At 73.0% G+C, this 14,879-nt stretch carries 11 protein-coding genes and 1 pseudogene; 7 read left to right on the top strand and 5 right to left on the bottom strand.

Annotated features, from left to right (window positions below; all coding sequences use genetic code 11):
• Positions 1-185: 185 nt before the first annotated feature.
• Together AB0G59_RS04340 and AB0G59_RS04335 are read right to left on the bottom strand one after the other, a co-directional pair.
• Complete coding sequence (locus tag AB0G59_RS04340) at positions 186-1,385, bottom strand: saccharopine dehydrogenase NADP-binding domain-containing protein (protein ID WP_360907882.1); 1,200 nt, start codon at positions 1,383-1,385, stop codon at positions 186-188.
• A gap of 124 nt (positions 1,386-1,509) precedes the next feature.
• Complete coding sequence (locus tag AB0G59_RS04335; RefSeq protein WP_360907880.1) at positions 1,510-2,829, bottom strand: CAP domain-containing protein; 1,320 nt, start codon at positions 2,827-2,829, stop codon at positions 1,510-1,512.
• 188 nt (positions 2,830-3,017) lie between these two features.
• Here AB0G59_RS04335 and AB0G59_RS04330 point away from each other — a divergent pair, with 188 nt between their 5' ends.
• From AB0G59_RS04330 to AB0G59_RS04310, 5 genes are all read left to right on the top strand, one after another.
• Positions 3,018-5,861, top strand: coding sequence for a hypothetical protein (locus AB0G59_RS04330; RefSeq protein WP_360907877.1), 2,844 nt, complete (start codon positions 3,018-3,020; stop codon positions 5,859-5,861).
• 249 nt (positions 5,862-6,110) lie between these two features.
• Positions 6,111-7,616 (top strand): glycine betaine/L-proline transporter ProP, encoded by a 1,506-nt coding sequence (proP, locus tag AB0G59_RS04325; protein ID WP_360908608.1) that lies wholly within the window; start codon positions 6,111-6,113, stop codon positions 7,614-7,616.
• An 89-nt stretch (positions 7,617-7,705) separates the two neighbouring features.
• A complete protein-coding gene (locus AB0G59_RS04320) occupies positions 7,706-8,236 on the top strand; it encodes a GNAT family N-acetyltransferase (RefSeq protein ID WP_360907875.1) in 531 nt (176 codons plus the stop codon).
• 85 nt (positions 8,237-8,321) lie between these two features.
• Positions 8,322-9,734, top strand: a complete 1,413-nt coding sequence (locus AB0G59_RS04315; protein ID WP_360907873.1) for a tetratricopeptide repeat protein — start codon at positions 8,322-8,324, stop codon at positions 9,732-9,734.
• A 131-nt stretch (positions 9,735-9,865) separates the two neighbouring features.
• Positions 9,866-11,428 (top strand): NAD(P)/FAD-dependent oxidoreductase, encoded by a 1,563-nt coding sequence (locus tag AB0G59_RS04310; protein ID WP_360907871.1) that lies wholly within the window; start codon positions 9,866-9,868, stop codon positions 11,426-11,428.
• A 26-nt stretch (positions 11,429-11,454) separates the two neighbouring features.
• Here AB0G59_RS04310 and AB0G59_RS04305 read toward each other — a convergent pair.
• Together AB0G59_RS04305 and AB0G59_RS04300 are read right to left on the bottom strand one after the other, a co-directional pair.
• Positions 11,455-11,709, bottom strand: a pseudogene (locus tag AB0G59_RS04305) (DUF6766 family protein); the annotation flags it as partial.
• Positions 11,710-11,810: 101 nt separating this feature from the next.
• Positions 11,811-11,954 carry a hypothetical protein gene (locus tag AB0G59_RS04300; RefSeq protein ID WP_360907869.1) on the bottom strand — a complete coding sequence of 48 codons (144 nt, stop codon included), beginning with the start codon at positions 11,952-11,954 and terminating at the stop codon, positions 11,811-11,813.
• Between the two features lie 146 nt (positions 11,955-12,100).
• Here AB0G59_RS04300 and AB0G59_RS04295 point away from each other — a divergent pair, with 146 nt between their 5' ends.
• A complete protein-coding gene (locus AB0G59_RS04295) occupies positions 12,101-12,808 on the top strand; it encodes an RraA family protein (RefSeq protein WP_360907867.1) in 708 nt (235 codons plus the stop codon).
• On the opposite strand, the gene AB0G59_RS04290 is transcribed toward AB0G59_RS04295, so the two are convergent.
• The gene (locus tag AB0G59_RS04290; protein ID WP_360907865.1) at positions 12,776-13,861 is read right to left on the bottom strand and encodes a chitinase; all 1,086 of its coding nucleotides are present in this window, start codon (positions 13,859-13,861) and stop codon (positions 12,776-12,778) included. The genes AB0G59_RS04295 and AB0G59_RS04290 overlap by 33 nt on opposite strands.
• A gap of 130 nt (positions 13,862-13,991) precedes the next feature.
• Between AB0G59_RS04290 and AB0G59_RS04285 the strand changes: the two genes are divergently transcribed.
• Entirely contained in the window at positions 13,992-14,864 is an 873-nt protein-coding gene (locus AB0G59_RS04285; RefSeq protein ID WP_360907864.1) for a hypothetical protein, read from the top strand.
• The last annotated feature ends 15 nt before the right edge of the window (positions 14,865-14,879 follow it).

Genomic DNA, 14,879 nt, shown 5'->3' with positions numbered 1-14,879 from the left:
CCGGGCGCCTGCGGGACGCCGCCGCCAGGGTGCAGCCTGGTGGCCGCATCCAGCGCCAGGGAGGGACGGGACAGACATGGGCCTGCTCGCGGCCCACGTCGAGTCCGTCGCACGGCGCGCCGGCCTGGCGTGAGGCTTCCTTGGCCGCAGACGCGGCAGGGCGGTTCACCGCCCCGGCCCGCCGATCACCTGCCCGGCACGGTCCGCACCCGGAAGGTGATCCCCGCCGTCCGCAGCCGTTCGACCAGGGCGTCGCCCATCGCCGTCACCGGCGTGACCTGGCCCGAGGTCTTGGGCAGGTCGTCCAGGGCGAGGCTCAGCGACGCCTCCGCGAGGATCTTGGCGGTCTCGTCGTAGCCCGGGTCGCCGCCCGTGATCTCGGTGAGCGCCCGCCGGCCGCCGCCCTCGCCGACGAAGCGGAGCCGGAACCAGCTGCGGGCCCGCCGCTCCGCGCTGGGGCCTCGGCCCGAGGCGTAACGGTTCATCAGCCAGGTCCTGGCGGCCGGTACTTGCGCTGCCGCCACCACCGCGCCGACCGCGAACGGGCCGGCCAGTGCCATGGGCAGGGTCTTCACCGAGGCGTAGTGGCGGTAGCGGAAGTCGGGGCCGTAACGCTCCAGTGCGGCTGCCGAGCGTTGTACGACGGTCGGGTCGAGGGTGGGCAGCGGCAGGGCCCAGGTGCCCGTCTCCTTGCTGAAGCGGGGGGTGCCCAGCGGTGCCCGGACCCGGCGGCCCGCCGGCTGCGGCTCGTGCGAGCGTCGCTCACGGGCCGCGGCCAGCGCCTGCGGCCGGCGCCCCAGGATGGTCAGGGACGAGGCCAGCGTCCCGCCGGAGATGAGGCCCCACGCCTGGACGAAGCCGTCGACCCGCAGGGGCACGCCCTCGGGCAGCTGCCGGACGGTGAGGTACGCGCCCAGGTCGTGCGGCACGGAGTCGAAGCCGCAGGAATGCACCAGCCGCGCGCCGGTCTCCCGGGCCCGGGCGTCGTACCGCGCGAACATCAGGTCCACGAACTCCGGCTCACCGGTGAGGTCGGTGTAGTCGGTGCCGGCTTCCGCGCAGGCGGCGACCAGTTCCTCCCCGTACCAGATGTACGGGCCGACGGTCGAGGCGACGACGTGCGTGGACTCGGCGAGCTCCCGCATCGCCGCCGGGTCGGCCGCGTCCGCGGTCACCAGCGCGAGGCCGGCCGCCCGGGCGGGGTCGAGCGCGGCCAGGCGCTCCCGCAGCCGTTCCAGCTTCTCTCTGCTGCGCCCGGCCAGCGCCCACCGGCAGCCCTGCGGCGCGTGCGCCAGCAGATATTCGGCCGTGAGCTCCCCGACGAACCCCGTCGCTCCGAAGATCACGACGTCGTAGGGCCGTTCGGGCCCGTCCTGCCGGTTCATGGTGCCTCCTTCTCCCTGGGGTCGGTCCCATGGGACCGTGGCTCCTCGTGTCCGCCCACCCTCTCGCCTCATCGGTGGCGTTGGCCATGGTCTTGAGCCCGTTCGACCCGATCACGGCGGGGCGTCAGAGGGCACCACCGAAGAGCTGGGTCCAGTACGTGCCGGCCCGGCCTGCCGGTGCGTACCCCACGCCCAGGTGGGTGAAGCCGGGGGTGAGGATGTTGGCGCGGTGGCCGGGGCTGTCCATCCAGCCGCGGACGACCTCCGCGGGAGTGCGCTGTCCGCAGGCGATGTTCTCGCCGATCGCTCGGTGCGCGGCGCCGGCCGCCCGCGCCCGGTCCCAGGGCTCCCGTCCCTCGGGGGTGGTGTGGGAGTAGAAGTCGCGGCCGGCCATGTCGGCGCTGTGCGCCTGGGCCGCCACGGCGAGGTGCGGATCGGCGGTCAGCGGGGGCAGGGCGGCCGCGGCCCGTTCCGCGTTGGTGAGGGCGAGCACCTCGGCCACGGCCTGCTCGAGACCGGCCGGTGTGTACGGCCGGGCCCACAGCACCGTCCAGTACGTCCGGCCCGCACCGTCCACCGCGTGGCCGGGCCCGAGGTGGGTGAACGTCCCGTCGGTGAAGGCGGCACGGCGTTCGGACCCCGCCAGACAGTAGTCCACGAACTCCGCCGCACTGCGCGGGCCCGAGACCAGGTGCTCGGTCAGTACGAGGTAGGCGTAGCCGGCCGCGGTGACCCGCTGGAAGAGGGAGGTCCCTGACGGGCTCTCGGCGGACAGCCGGCCGTGGGCCGCCATGTCCGCGGCGTGGGCCCGGGCGGCCGCGGCCAGCCTCGCGTCCACCGTCACCGGGCGCACCCCGGCCCGGGACCGCCGGGAATTGACGAGGCCGGGCAGGGAATCGAAGCCACTGGGAGGGGCGGGCGCGCTGCCAGGCGTCGGTACGGCCGGGAACGGGTCGGCGTCGTCGTCCTCGACGTCGATGCCGAAGTCGCGGGCCACCCCGGCCAGTCCCTCCGCGTATCCCTGCCCCAGGGCCCGTACCTTCCACCCGGCGTCACGCCGGTAGAGCTCGGCGAGCAGCAGCACGGTCTCGTCGGTCGGCCGCGGCGGGGTGAAGCGGGCCAGCACCCGGCCCCCGTCGCCCGCGACGGTCATGACCGGGGCGGGCAGCGACGTCAGCGGCGTACGGGCGTCGGCCGGGCTGAGGACCACCGTGACCCGCCGCGCACCCGGGCGCAGCCGGGCCGGGTCCACGGTCAGGGTGTCGCCCTCCAGCCGCGCGCCGGGCGCGGAGGGCTGGTTGAAGAACACGAAGTCGCCGTCCCCCGACGTCCTGCCCTCCTCGCCGGTGACGATCGCCGATACGTCGAAGGGGCCGGGCACCCGTATCGTCAGCGTGCCCGCGGGCAGCGCCCGGTTCCCCCCGGCCGTCAGCTCGCTCGTCACTCCGCGTCCCCCGCCCATCCGCTCCGGCCACTCATGAGCTGGAACGCGCCACCGACGCGGGCAGTTCCGGACGGCCCGGGCAGCCCTCGCACGGGCCCGCGACATGGGGCGGCACGGCTGGCGGAAGTCCCCCGCGTCTCTTTCGCAAGAGGGGCGATACGGCCGCACTTGTGGCCCACAATGCCGTCATGGCAGACGAGTTGCGCTCCCACAACGTCATGCGGGGCACGGCGGAGTACGTGCTGCAGATCGGGTACGTCCATGGAGACGTCACGGTGCATCTGCCGCCCGCGGCCGATCCCGTGGAACGCGCCGCGTGGGCCCTGGCGCGCAGCATCCGCACGCAGTGGTCGGCGGAGCTGAACGCCTGGGACCTGGCCTCGGCCGAGCCGCTGGCGGTGCGCTGGCGGGCGGACTGGCCCGAGTTAGGGGGCGGCGGGCCCGGCGGGCAGATGGCGAGGATGGCGGACGTCTTCCTCGGCCTGGGGCACCGTCGTCTGGTGGTGCTGGGCGACCCGGGCGCGGGCAAGTCGACGCTGGCGGTGCTGCTGGCCCTGGAGCTGGCGGAACGCTGTCTGACGGCGCGGCACGCTTCGCGCGACGGAGGGGGCGGCGGGGTACGGCCGCCGGTGCCCGTCGTGCTGACGCTGGAGTCGTGGGATCCGTCGCGGGAGCACTTCCGCGGCTGGCTGGCGCGGCGGATAGCCGAGGACCACCCGGGCCTGCCGCGCGTCGACGGCGCCCACCCCGCGGCGCGGCTGGTCCAGGACGGGCTGGTCCTCCCCGTGCTCGACGGGCTCGACGAGCTTCCCGCGCACCGGCGTTCCCTGGCGGTCCGTGAGATCGACCGGGCGCTGGGCGAGAAGGACGCGCTCGTCCTGACGTCCCGCACGCGGGAGTACCGCGCGGGAGAGGAGGCGGGGGCGTCCGTCGCACGGGCCGCGGTGATCGAGGCCCAGCCGGTCGGTCTGCAGGACGCGACCGCCTATCTGCTGCGGTCGGCGGCGCCACAGGTCCGCCGGAGCTGGAAGCTGATGCTCGACGCCGTGGACCAGGAGCCCGAGGGGCCCGTCGCGCGGGCCCTGACCAGTCCGCTGATGATCTGGCTGGCCCGCCGGGGCTTCCAGGCACCGCCCGCCGACCCGCTGGAGCTGGTGCGCCGGCCGTTCCCCTCGCGGGAGGCGGTCGAGAGGTACCTGCTCGACCTGATCATTCCGGCGGTGTTCACCCAGCAGCCCCACTCCCCGGACCGGTTGCACGCGCCGAGCCAGTGGAACCCGGGGCGCTCGCGGCACTGGCTCGCCCATCTCGCCCGCCACCTCACCGGCCGCCGCACCACGGAGTTCGCCTGGTGGGACCTGCACCGCACCCCTGTGGTGCGCGTCATGCTGCTGCCCGCGCTGGCCCTGGTCTGCCTCGCCCTGTCCCAGGTCGCCGCGGTCACCCGCGACTGGTTCGTCTCCTCGCAGACAGGGGATTTCATGGCCGGCTGGGGGCTGGAGCTGGCGCTGACCAACGGCCTGGTCCACGCCATGGCCGTCTGGATCGCCGTGGACCTGTGGTTCGGGTTCCGGCTGGGGCAACCGCGCCGACGCGCCAATCCGTTCCGCATCGGCGCCGCCCTGCGCTCGGCGGGCCGGGCCGCTTCCCTCGGGCGGGGTCTGAAGGCGTCGGCGGTGGTCGCCCTGCCCGCCGCGCTGTTCAGCACCATGGTCATGGGGGCGTACGACGCCCGCCCGTACGTGGTGATGGTCGTCTGCAGCGTCGTGCTGGCCCCGCTGGTCATGGTGACGATCGCCGCCCCCTCGGACACCGAGGACGCGAGCACGCCCGACGAGGTGCTGGGCAGCGAGCGCACGGCCGCCTGGCTCTCCGTGGGCACCGTGGCCGTGCTGATCGGCGTCGGGCAGGGGGCGTTCGGCTGGTACGTCTACGCATCGGTCGGCACCACCCTGGCGCGGGGCGTCACCGCCTGGTTCGGGGCCGCGGCCATGCTCCTTCTGATGAGCCTGTGGAGCCGCTGGCTGTTGGCCAAGGGGTGCCTGGCGATCGCGGGGCGGGTGCCCTGGTCGCTGATGGAGTTCCTGCGCGACGCGCACCACGGCGGCCTGCTGCAGCGCAGCGGCGGCGTCTACCGGTTCCGCCATTTGCGGCTCCAGGAGCACCTGTCCGGCACCGAGCGGGGCGACGCCCCCGCGGCCCCGCCGTACCCGCACGATGCCCTGCCGCATCCGCGGGATGCCCGGCCCTCTCCGTACCTGCGGCCTCCCGGGTCCGCCGCGGCGTCCGCGCCGCTGCCCCGGTTCCGTGACGCGCTGGCCGAACTCGAGAGGTCCCCGCTGGGGTCGCTCAAGGGCTGGACCGTCCACGCCGACGCGCACGGATTCAGCGCCGAGGGCAGGAGCCGCCGGCTCTCCCTCGCCCACTGGCCGGTGATGCTCTTCCTCGCGGTCATGGTCTTCATCCGTTCGGGCGTGCAGGGCAACTGGCTGGTGGCCGCCGGAGCGTCCCTCGCCATGTGCGGCTTCGGGGTGCTGATCATGCTGGTCCACTGGCTCCTGCCGCCCCAGACCCAGGCGCTGCGCCTGACCCCGGCGCACATCGAGTTCAGGATGGGGCGCCATCGCGGCCGGCTGGCCTGGTCGGACGTGCAGCTCGTCGCCGTACGCAAACTCATCCACCGCAAGCGGGACACCAAGGTCTACGCCCTGCACGTGCTGCCCCGGCCCGGCGCACCCGTGCCCGCGCGGTACTTCCGCGGCGGCGACGGGTGGTTCTTCGTCCTCCCGCTGTCCACGAGCGCCACCGTCCCGGTGGACCTCGCGGCCGGCCTGCGGGACTTCGCCGGCACCCGTTGGCAGGAGCCACCGGACTTTTGCGTGCCGCAGGGCGGCCAGGGCACCGTCCACATCCACAACGAGGTCTCGGGGCAGGCGCGTACGGAGGGAGTGATCCAGGCGGGGCAGGTGCACGGCGACGTCACGTTCGGGCAGGAGGGCGACAACCGTGGACACATGACTCAGGGGGATTGACCGGCGCCCGGCCGGGCACGCGCGTGGCTGATCAACACGTCAGGAATAAAATATGGCAAACCGCCCACAAGTGAGGAATGCCCACCGCCGCCTGACACCGCCACCGCACCGTCCGACCCGCCGCACGACCCCTGGCAGGAGAGCATGAGCGCCGACCGCAAGCGAAAGCCGAAGACGCCGAAGGTGCCGAGGACGCCCGCGACCGGGCCCACGGCGCCGCAGCGCGGCGGCACCTCGGCCACGGACCGGATGCACCGGACCCTGCTGCGGCGCCGCAAGACCCCGCTGACCATCGACGACGTCACGGTCACGGACCGCCCCGAGGTGCACCGCGCGGTGTCCGCCGCCGCGCTGGGGAACATGATGGAGTGGTTCGACTTCGGCGTGTACGCCTATATGGCGGCCACCCTGGGCAAGGTCTTCTTCCCCTCCAGCTCCCCCGGCGCACAGGTGATCTCCGCCTTCGCCACCTTCGCCGCCGCCTTCCTCGTACGCCCCCTCGGCGGCCTGGTCTTCGGCCCGCTCGGCGACCGGATCGGGCGGCAGAAGGTCCTCGCCGCCACCATGATCATGATGGCGGTCAGCACCTTCGCCGTCGGCTTCCTGCCCAGCTACGCGACCGCCGGCTTCGGCGCGCCCGTGCTGCTCCTCCTCTGCCGGCTGGTGCAGGGCTTCTCCACCGGCGGCGAGTACGCCGGGGCCACCACGTACATCGCCGAGTACGCGCCCGACAAGCGCCGCGGCTTCCTCGGCAGTTGGCTCGACTTCGGCACTTTCGTCGGCTACGCGCTCGGTTCGGGTCTGGTCACGGTGCTCACCGCGGCCCTGGGCACCGACGGCATGACGGACTGGGGATGGCGCCTGCCGTTCCTCGTGGCCGGGCCGCTGGGCCTGATCGGCCTCTACATGCGCATGCGTCTGGAGGAGACCCCGGCCTTCCGCGCGGAGGCGGAGGCCGCCGCCGAGGCCGACGCCCGGCTGGCGAGCGCCGAGGAGGCCCGTCAGTCCGGGCACGGGCGGCTGAAGGAGATCTTCACCAAGCACTGGCACGCGGTGCTCATCTGCATGGGCCTGGTGGTCGTCTACAACGTCACCAGCTATCTCGTGACGTCCTATCTGCCGACGTACATGACCGAAACCCTCGGCGAGGACCCCACCACGGCACAGTTGCTGATCCTCGGCACCATGATCCTCGTGGCCCTGACCATCACCACCGTGGGCCGCACCTCCGACCTCTGGGGGCGCCGCCCCGTCTTCATGGCGGGCAGCGCCGCCCTGGTGGCCCTCGCCGCCCCGGCGATGCTGCTGATCCGGGCCGGCGGCGCCCTGCTGCCGGCCTTCGGCTGCCTCATCCTCGGCCTGCTGCTGGTGTGCTTCGCCGGCACCGCCGCCGCGACCCTGCCCGCCCTCTTCCCGACCCGCCTGCGGTACGGGGCGCTGTCCGTGTCGTACAACATCTCCGTCTCGCTCTTCGGCGGCACGACCCCGCTGGTCGTCTCGGGGCTGCTCGAGGCGACGCACGACGAGATGATCCCCGCGTACTACCTGATGGCCGCCGGCGTGGTCGGGGTCGTCTCCGCCTTCTTCCTCCACGAGACGGCGGGCAAGCCCCTGCGCGGCTCGGGCCCGATGGTGGAGACCCCGGAGCAGGCCCGGCGCCTGGTCGCGCACAGCCGGACGGAAGCGGGCCGCCGCGCGCGGGACATCTGGACGCACCTGCGCCACCCGGGGCGCCGGCACCACGACGAGCCGTAGGCCCACCCCGTGCGGCAGCCGACGGAGGGAACACGCGTGGCCGGGGCACCGATTTCTGTTGTGGCCCGGCGTGGCGCAGGATGGGGGCCATGACCGAGATCCACACCCCCCGCCTCCTCCTGCGCCGCTGGCACGACGACGACCTCGTCCCCTTGGCGGACATCAACGCGGACCCGCAGGTCATGCGGTGGATCGGCGACGGCTCGACCCTCGACCTGGAGCAGACGGCCGAGGCCGTCGAGCGGTGGGAGGAGGAGTGGGACGAGGAGGGCTTCGGCATCTTCGCCGTCGAGCTCCTCGCCTCGGGCGAGCTGGCCGGTCTCGTGGGGCTGACCGTCCCCGAGTACCTGCCGGAGGTGCTGCCCGCCGTGGAGATCCGCTGGCGGCTCGGCCAGTCGTTCTGGGGCCAGGGCTACGCCTCCGAAGCGGCCCAGGCCACGCTGGAGTTCGCACTCCAGGACCGCGGTCTCGACCGCGTCATCGCCGTCCCCCGGCTGGGCGACGACGCCTCCGAGAACGTGATCCGCAAGCTCGGCATGGAGCCCGAGCGCGAGACGACCCACCCCGAGTACGGCTTTGCGCTGCAGATCCACGCCATCGACCTGACCGAGTACGTCTGAGCCGGTCCGCCCCACCTCGCGCATCCGCACACCCACCACCGGGCAGGGATGTACTGCCGCAGGCGGCGGAACGAGAGGAACCGGGGTGGAGAAGGATCGGCACGCGCAGGCGATGACGGGCACCGGCGGCGAGGCGGTGCGGCACTACGAGAACGCGCTGGAGTGCCTGCTGTACTTCCGCGAAGAGGTGAACGCGGAAGCGGAGGCGGCCCTCGCCGCCTCCCCCCGCTCCGTCATGGGGAACGTCTTCACGGCGTATCTCGGCCTGCTGGGCACGGAGGAGAAGGACGCGGCCGGGGCCCGGAGGCGGTTCGGGGAATTCCGCCGGGGCGTGCACCTGTCGGAGGTCACGCCCCGGGAGCGGATGCACATCGAGGCCGCCTCCGCCTGGCTGCACGGCGACATCCACGGCGCCGGCCGTCTGCTCGGCGGGATCAGCGTGTCGTATCCGCGCGACGCGCTCGCCCTGGCCGTGGGGCACCAGATCGACTTCTTCACCGGCGACGCCGTGCTGCTGCGCGACCGCATCGGCGGGGCGCTGTCGGCCTGGGACGCGGACGATCCGCACTACGGCTTCCTGCTCGGCATGTACGCGTTCGGCCTGGAGGAAGCGGGCCACTACCAGCAGTCGGAACAGGTGGCCCTGGAGGCGGTGGAACGCCGGCCCCGCGACGTGTGGGGCATTCACGCGGTCGTGCACGCCTACGAGATGCAGGGGCGGTTCGCCGACGGCATCCGCTACCTGGACGAGCGCGTGGGCGACTGGGCGGACGGCAACTACCTCAACGTCCACAACTGGTGGCACTACGCCCTCTACGCCCTGGAAGCGGGACGCACCGACCGGGTGCTCGACGTCTACGACGCCAGCCTGCACCACGAGGGCTCGGCCGGCGTCGCGATGGAACTGCTGGACGCGGCCTCGCTGCTGTGGCGGCTGTACCTGGCCGGTGCCGACACCGGCGACCGCCGGCCCGCCCTGGCCGACGCCTGGGCGGCCCGGAAGGACGGCCCCTACTACGCCTTCAACGACGTCCACGCCGTCATGGCCTACGTCGGAGCGGACCGCATCTGCGACGCCGACGCTCTCGTCCGCGACCGCGAGGCCTGGGTCCGCGACGCGGATCCGCGGGTGTCCAACGTCTCGATGACCTCCGACGTCGGGCTGCCGGTGTGCCGGGCGCTCGTCGCGTACGGGCGGCGACGGTACGACGAGACGGTGGACCTGCTGCTCCCGCTCCGCCGCCGTCTGCATGCGTTCGGCGGCAGCCACGCCCAACGGGACGCCGTGCAGAAGACCTTGGTGGAGGCGGCGCTCCACGCGGGGCGCCGGGACCTGGCGCGCACGCTGCTGAGCGAGCGGATCAACCAGCGCCCGCTGTGCCCGTACAACTGGGGTGCCCAGGCCCGGCTCGCGGATCAGCTCGGCGACCCGGCCCGGGCGGCCGCAGGCCGCCGCCGCGCCGCCGAGCAGAGGGCGGCGGCGCCGGCTCCCCGGTGAATCGCACGGTGGGGCTTCCGGCCTGACCGTCCTCGCGTAGACGGGCCTCCCGTCCCGCCTGCGTCTTTTGTGGGCTACACCGCGCGGCCGTCCCGCTGCCAGAATCCCTTATGGAGCGATATGACGCGATTATGATCGGCAGCGGCCACAACGCCCTCGTGGCGGCCGCGTACCTGGCCCGTGCGGGCTGGGGAGTGCTGGTCCTGGAGGGCAACGACCGACCCGGCGGGCTCGTCCGCACCGAGGAGCTCACGGTGCCCGGCTTCCTGCACGACACCTACTCCTCGGCGCACCCGCTGTTCACCTCGGGCCCCGCCTACGCCGAGCTGGGGCCCGAGCTCGCCGCGCTCGGCCTGACGTACCGCAACTCCCGCTACGCCATCGGCGCCTCGATGCCGGGCGGGCGGACGGCGGTGTTCTCCACGGACGCAGAGGAGAACGCGGCCGAGGCGGACCGCCTCGCACCGGGCGACGGCGCCGCGCTCACCGCGTTGCTGGAGGAGTTCGCGCCCCACGCGGGCCCGGTGTTCGGGCTGTTCGCTGCGGAGCTCAGCAGCCCGGAGTCGGCGCGGATCATCCATGGGCTGATGCACGAGGACGGGCACTACTCGACGTTCGCCCAGTCGTTCTTCCGCGACGCCCGCGATCTGCTCGAACACCGCTTCGCCTCGCCCGTGCTGCACGGGCTGCTGGCCCCGTGGGCGCTGCACCTCGGCCGCGGGCCCGACGAAGCGAACAGCGCCTTCTGGACCGTACTCGTGCTGCTCGCCGCGACCGGGGCGGGCATGCCCACGCCGGAAGGCGGCAGCGAGCGCCTCGCCCGGGCGCTGGCCGCCCTGGTCGAGCAGCACGGCGGGCGGGTACGGACCGGGCGCTGGGTGGAACGGGTCCTGGTCCGCGAAGGGCGTGCCGTGGGGGTGTGCACGGCCGACGGCGAAGTCTTCCACGCCACGCGCGCGGTCGTCGCCTCCGTCAACCCCGACCAGCTCTATCTGAAACTGCTCGCCCACGAGGAGGGTGTCGTACCGCCCCTGATCCGTCAGCAGGCCCGCGGGTACCGCTACGGGCGCGGCTGCGTACAGATCCATCTGGCGCTCTCGGAGCCGCCGCGGTTCGACGACGAACGGCTGGCCGTCACCGGGCAGTCGCACCTCACCGGCGGGCTCGACGCGCTGTCGCGTTCGGTCAACGAAGCCACCCGCGGGCTGCTTCCCGCCGAACCGACCATCTCCTTCGACACGCCGTCCGCCGCCGACCCGACGCGGTGCCCGGCGGGCGCGGCCGTGGCCAGGCTGCAGATCCTCGACGTGCCGCTGCGGCTCCGGGGAGACGCCGCCGGAGAGATCGACACCGGCGGCGGCTGGACCGAGCGGGTCAATAGCGCCTTCGCGGACAGGGTGATCGAGCTGGCCGGCCGGCACGCCCCGAACCTGCCCGGCACGATCATCGGACGGCATGTGATCGGCCCGGACGACCTGGCCCGCTTCAACCCGAACTGCGGCCCGGGCGACCCGTACGGCGGCAGCCACGAGCTCGCCCAGAGCTATCTGTTCCGGCCGCTGCCGGGCCAGCCCTCGCACCGGAGCGTCGTGGCGAACCTGTACATGGTGGGCGCGGCGACATGGCCCGGCCACGGCGTCAACGGAGGCTCCGGCTACATCGTCGCCAAGGAGGCCCTCGGCCCGTCCCGCTGAGGGTGGCGGGCCCTGTGCGGGACGGGTCAGCCTTCGACGCCGGTGGCGGTGTGGGCCGCGCCGACGGGCTTGGATTCGGGTGAGCCCCGTTGGCGGAGGTAGATGGACAGGACGGCCATGGAGGCCACCGCCAGCAGCTCGGACTGCCAGTTCTGCAGGGTGCGGCTCCAGAATTCGGCGCGCAGCAGGTACTCGCCCCAGCTGACGGGTACCTGCAGCTGGCGCAGTCGCTGTTCGTTGCACCGGCCGGCCACCGCCTGGCCGGCGATCGCCAGCAGGAATCCCATGCCGAAGGCGAGGCTGAGCCCGTTGTCGCGGAGGAAGCGCCCGATACGGCCGCCGGACTTCGCCTGCGTGCCCTCGTGTGATCCCGCGGCCCGGCTCATCGGTGCATCAGCCCCAGTGCGGTGAAGTACACCAGGCCCAGGCCCAGGGCCAGGAACAGGGTGTCGTGTTCGAGGACCGCGCGCGCCTGGTCGCCGTAGAGGTCCACGTGCCGCACCGCGCCGGTGGCATCATCACGCACGTAACACTAAAAGGCCTTGACTCTCATTCGGGATTTTTCTCCCCACGACACCGCCACTGTCCCCCGCGAAGCGCCTGCGGGCCCACGCCCGTCGGCAATACCGTGTGCCCGGACGAGCCACACCTCGCAGCGGGAGAGGACACGGCATGGACCACCAAGAGCTTCGCCGCCGATTCGCGTCACTGACGACCGCCCATGTGGCGGACGCGTGCATCCGGGCCCGTGTCCCGGTGCGCTGCGCACCCGCGCCCATGAGCGCCGTGACCCCGGGCGGCCGGCTGGCCGGACGGGTGCTCCCCGCGCGTCACGTCGGCAGCGTCGACGTCTTCCTCGAGGCGTTCGAGGGGGCGGCCCACGGCGATGTGCTCGTGGTCGACAACGGCGGACGGCTCGACGAGGCCTGCGTCGGCGACCTCGTGACACTGGAGGCCCAAGCCGCCGGGCTGGAAGGGATCGTGATCTGGGGCCTGCATCGCGACACGGCAGACATCCGGGCGGCCGGACTGCCCGTCTTCAGCCTGGGAGCGCTCCCGACCGGCCCGCAACGCCTGGCCGACCGCCCTCTCGACGCCTTGGAATCGGCGGCTGTCGGAGAGTGGACGGTGAGCCGCGAGGACCTGGCCCTGGGCGACGAAGACGGCGTGCTCTTCGTGCCGGCGGACCGTGCCGAGGAGATCTTCACAGCGGCCGAGACGATCCGCGGCACCGAGCACCGCCAAGCCGAACGCATCCGCGCGGGCGCCACCCTGCGCCACCAGGTGCGGTTCGACACCTACCTCACCCGCCGCGAACAGACGCCGACCTTCACCTTCCGCGATCATCTACGGGGCGGGGGCGCGGCCATCGAGGAATGACCCTCTCTGCTGCAGGGACTTGACGTTGTCCCCGAAGGTCCACCCCTTCGACCCGTCCCAGTTCAGCGACCAGGTCATCAGGCCCTTCAACCCGCCGCCGTAGGTGTTCCAGGCCTGCGACACCAGGTTCGGGGCCATGTAGCCGCCCCCGGCGCCCGGTTGCGCCGGCAGCCCGGGGACCTGCTTGTCGTAGGGGACGCGGATGGTCGTGCCCTGGACGACCAGCCCCTTGTTCAGACAGTCGGTCTGCGCGGTGAAGCCCTTCACCGTCCCGGCGGAGTACGAGTCCCCTGAGCAGCCGTACATGCTGCCGTTGTAGTACTGCATGTTCAGCCACCACAAACGGCCGTTGTCCGCGTACTTCTTCACGATCGGCAGGTAGGCGCCCCAGATCGAGCCGTACGTCACGCTGCCGCCGGTGACGTAGGCCGTCTCGGGTGCCATTGTCAGGCCGAAGCCCGGGGGCATCCGGTCGAGCACTCCGTCGATGATGCGCACGAGGTTGGCCTGCGAGGTCGACAGCTTGGTGATGTCACCGCTGCCGGTGAGGCCGGTCTCGATGTCGATGTCGATGCCGTCGAAGTTGTACGTCTTGAGGATCGGCACCACCGTCTCGACGAACCGGTCGGCGACCCCGGCGGAGCTCAGGTCGATGCCGGCCGTGGCGCCGCCTATGGACATCAGGATCGTGGCGCCCGCCGCCTTGGCCCGGCACATCTCGGCCGGGGTGGCGACCTTCACAGTCGCGTCCATCCCGTCTTCCCACAGCACGGTGCCGTCGGGCCGGATGACCGGGAAGGCCGCGTTGAGCACGTTGTAGCCGTGGTCGCGGATGCGGGGGTCGGTGACCGGGGTCCAGCCGAACGGCGGGTGCACGCCGTTCGCCGAGCCGTCCCAGTTCTCCCAGTACCCCTGGAGCACCTTGCCCGAGGGCTTCGGCTTGACCGCGCACGTCTCGTCGCGCGGCGCGCCGGACGCCGTGGCGGCCGGCAGGTGTACGGCGAAGGCCATGGCCAGTCCCACGCCCAGCAGACGCGCCGTCCGACCGCTCATGCCCGGGTTCCCTTCGGTGGGTTCGAGCGCACCGTAGAGTCGCGCCGACGGGCCGTCAATAGGTCTGGACCAACCATGTCTCGCATGGAACAGCCGTGGGCGGCGGTGCCCGGGACGTAGCCTCCTGTGCATGGATTCATCGATGCTCGGCACGATGGAATGCGGTGTGCCAGGCGCGGCTGGGTGCTTCTGGGTCGTCGACGCGTCGACGACCGGCCCGGCGGCCGACGACCCCGGCCTCGGCAACGGTGCGCGGCCCTTCTACCGTGCGGTGCTCTGGCCCGGCACGCCGTCGGTGCGGGCCGCCGTCGAGGCCTGGTCCGGGCCGCCCCCGGGCGGCGGACATCCGTACGGGGACCCCTTCCACTGCCCGTCGGGAGCGGTGGCCCTGGAGGTGGGCGGGCACCGCATGGGCGAGGTGCTGCCGCTCGACGGGCCGGGCGTGTACTGGTGCCTGACATCGAACGGCATGCAGCTCTCGGGGGGCGACCCCATGACGTACCACCCGCGCGAGGAGGACCCCTACGCGGTGCGGCTGTGGCGTGTGCCGGGCCAGCTCGCGGCGGAGCTCCCGCTGTTCACCCGGTCGCAGCCGCGACGAATCGCCCGGGGGGCGTTCACGGTCTCGCACGGGGAGTTCTGGCTCTCGGCGCGTTCCGCCGGGCTCCCCGACCGGCCACCGGTTCCGGACGTGGACGCGCCGGCCGGGGCGGACGGAGTGGTCGCGATTCCCACGATGGCGCAGGACACGCGCGTCGCGGCGGTGGTGTCCTGGTGGGACGGGGAACCGCCGGCGGCGGACGGAATCGCCCTGGGCTCCTGCCAGGTGCGGACCGACGGCGGCCCGTTGCGGTGCTGGTCGGTGGACGGTCCCGGCGACCTCGCGCTCGCGGTGCCGGGGCCCGGTCGCATCGGGGTGTGCGCCTGGCGGCGGGTCGAGCCGGGGGAGGATTTCCGGTACGAGCGCTACGACGTGCGGGTGTGGGCCTGCTCCGGCCCGTAGGGGTGACGCCTTCAC

This window comes from Streptomyces sp. NPDC021096, assembly GCF_040641275.1.
Classification (GTDB): Bacteria; Actinomycetota; Actinomycetes; order Streptomycetales; family Streptomycetaceae; genus Streptomyces.
The sequence above is the reverse complement of the archived record's forward strand: the minus strand, read 5'-3'. Positions and strand labels throughout refer to the sequence as shown.

Coding starts and splice junctions, on each gene's coding strand:
- AB0G59_RS04340 (WP_360907882.1), bottom strand. CDS start 1,385: ATGAACCGGCAGGACGGGCCCGAACGGCCCTACGACGTCGTGATCTTC.
- AB0G59_RS04330 (WP_360907877.1), top strand. CDS start 3,018: ATGGCAGACGAGTTGCGCTCCCACAACGTCATGCGGGGCACGGCGGAG.
- proP (WP_360908608.1), top strand. CDS start 6,111: ATGCACCGGACCCTGCTGCGGCGCCGCAAGACCCCGCTGACCATCGAC.
- AB0G59_RS04320 (WP_360907875.1), top strand. CDS start 7,706: ATGACCGAGATCCACACCCCCCGCCTCCTCCTGCGCCGCTGGCACGAC.
- AB0G59_RS04310 (WP_360907871.1), top strand. CDS start 9,866: ATGATCGGCAGCGGCCACAACGCCCTCGTGGCGGCCGCGTACCTGGCC.
- AB0G59_RS04295 (WP_360907867.1), top strand. CDS start 12,101: ATGGACCACCAAGAGCTTCGCCGCCGATTCGCGTCACTGACGACCGCC.
- AB0G59_RS04290 (WP_360907865.1), bottom strand. CDS start 13,861: ATGAGCGGTCGGACGGCGCGTCTGCTGGGCGTGGGACTGGCCATGGCC.
- AB0G59_RS04285 (WP_360907864.1), top strand. CDS start 13,992: ATGGATTCATCGATGCTCGGCACGATGGAATGCGGTGTGCCAGGCGCG.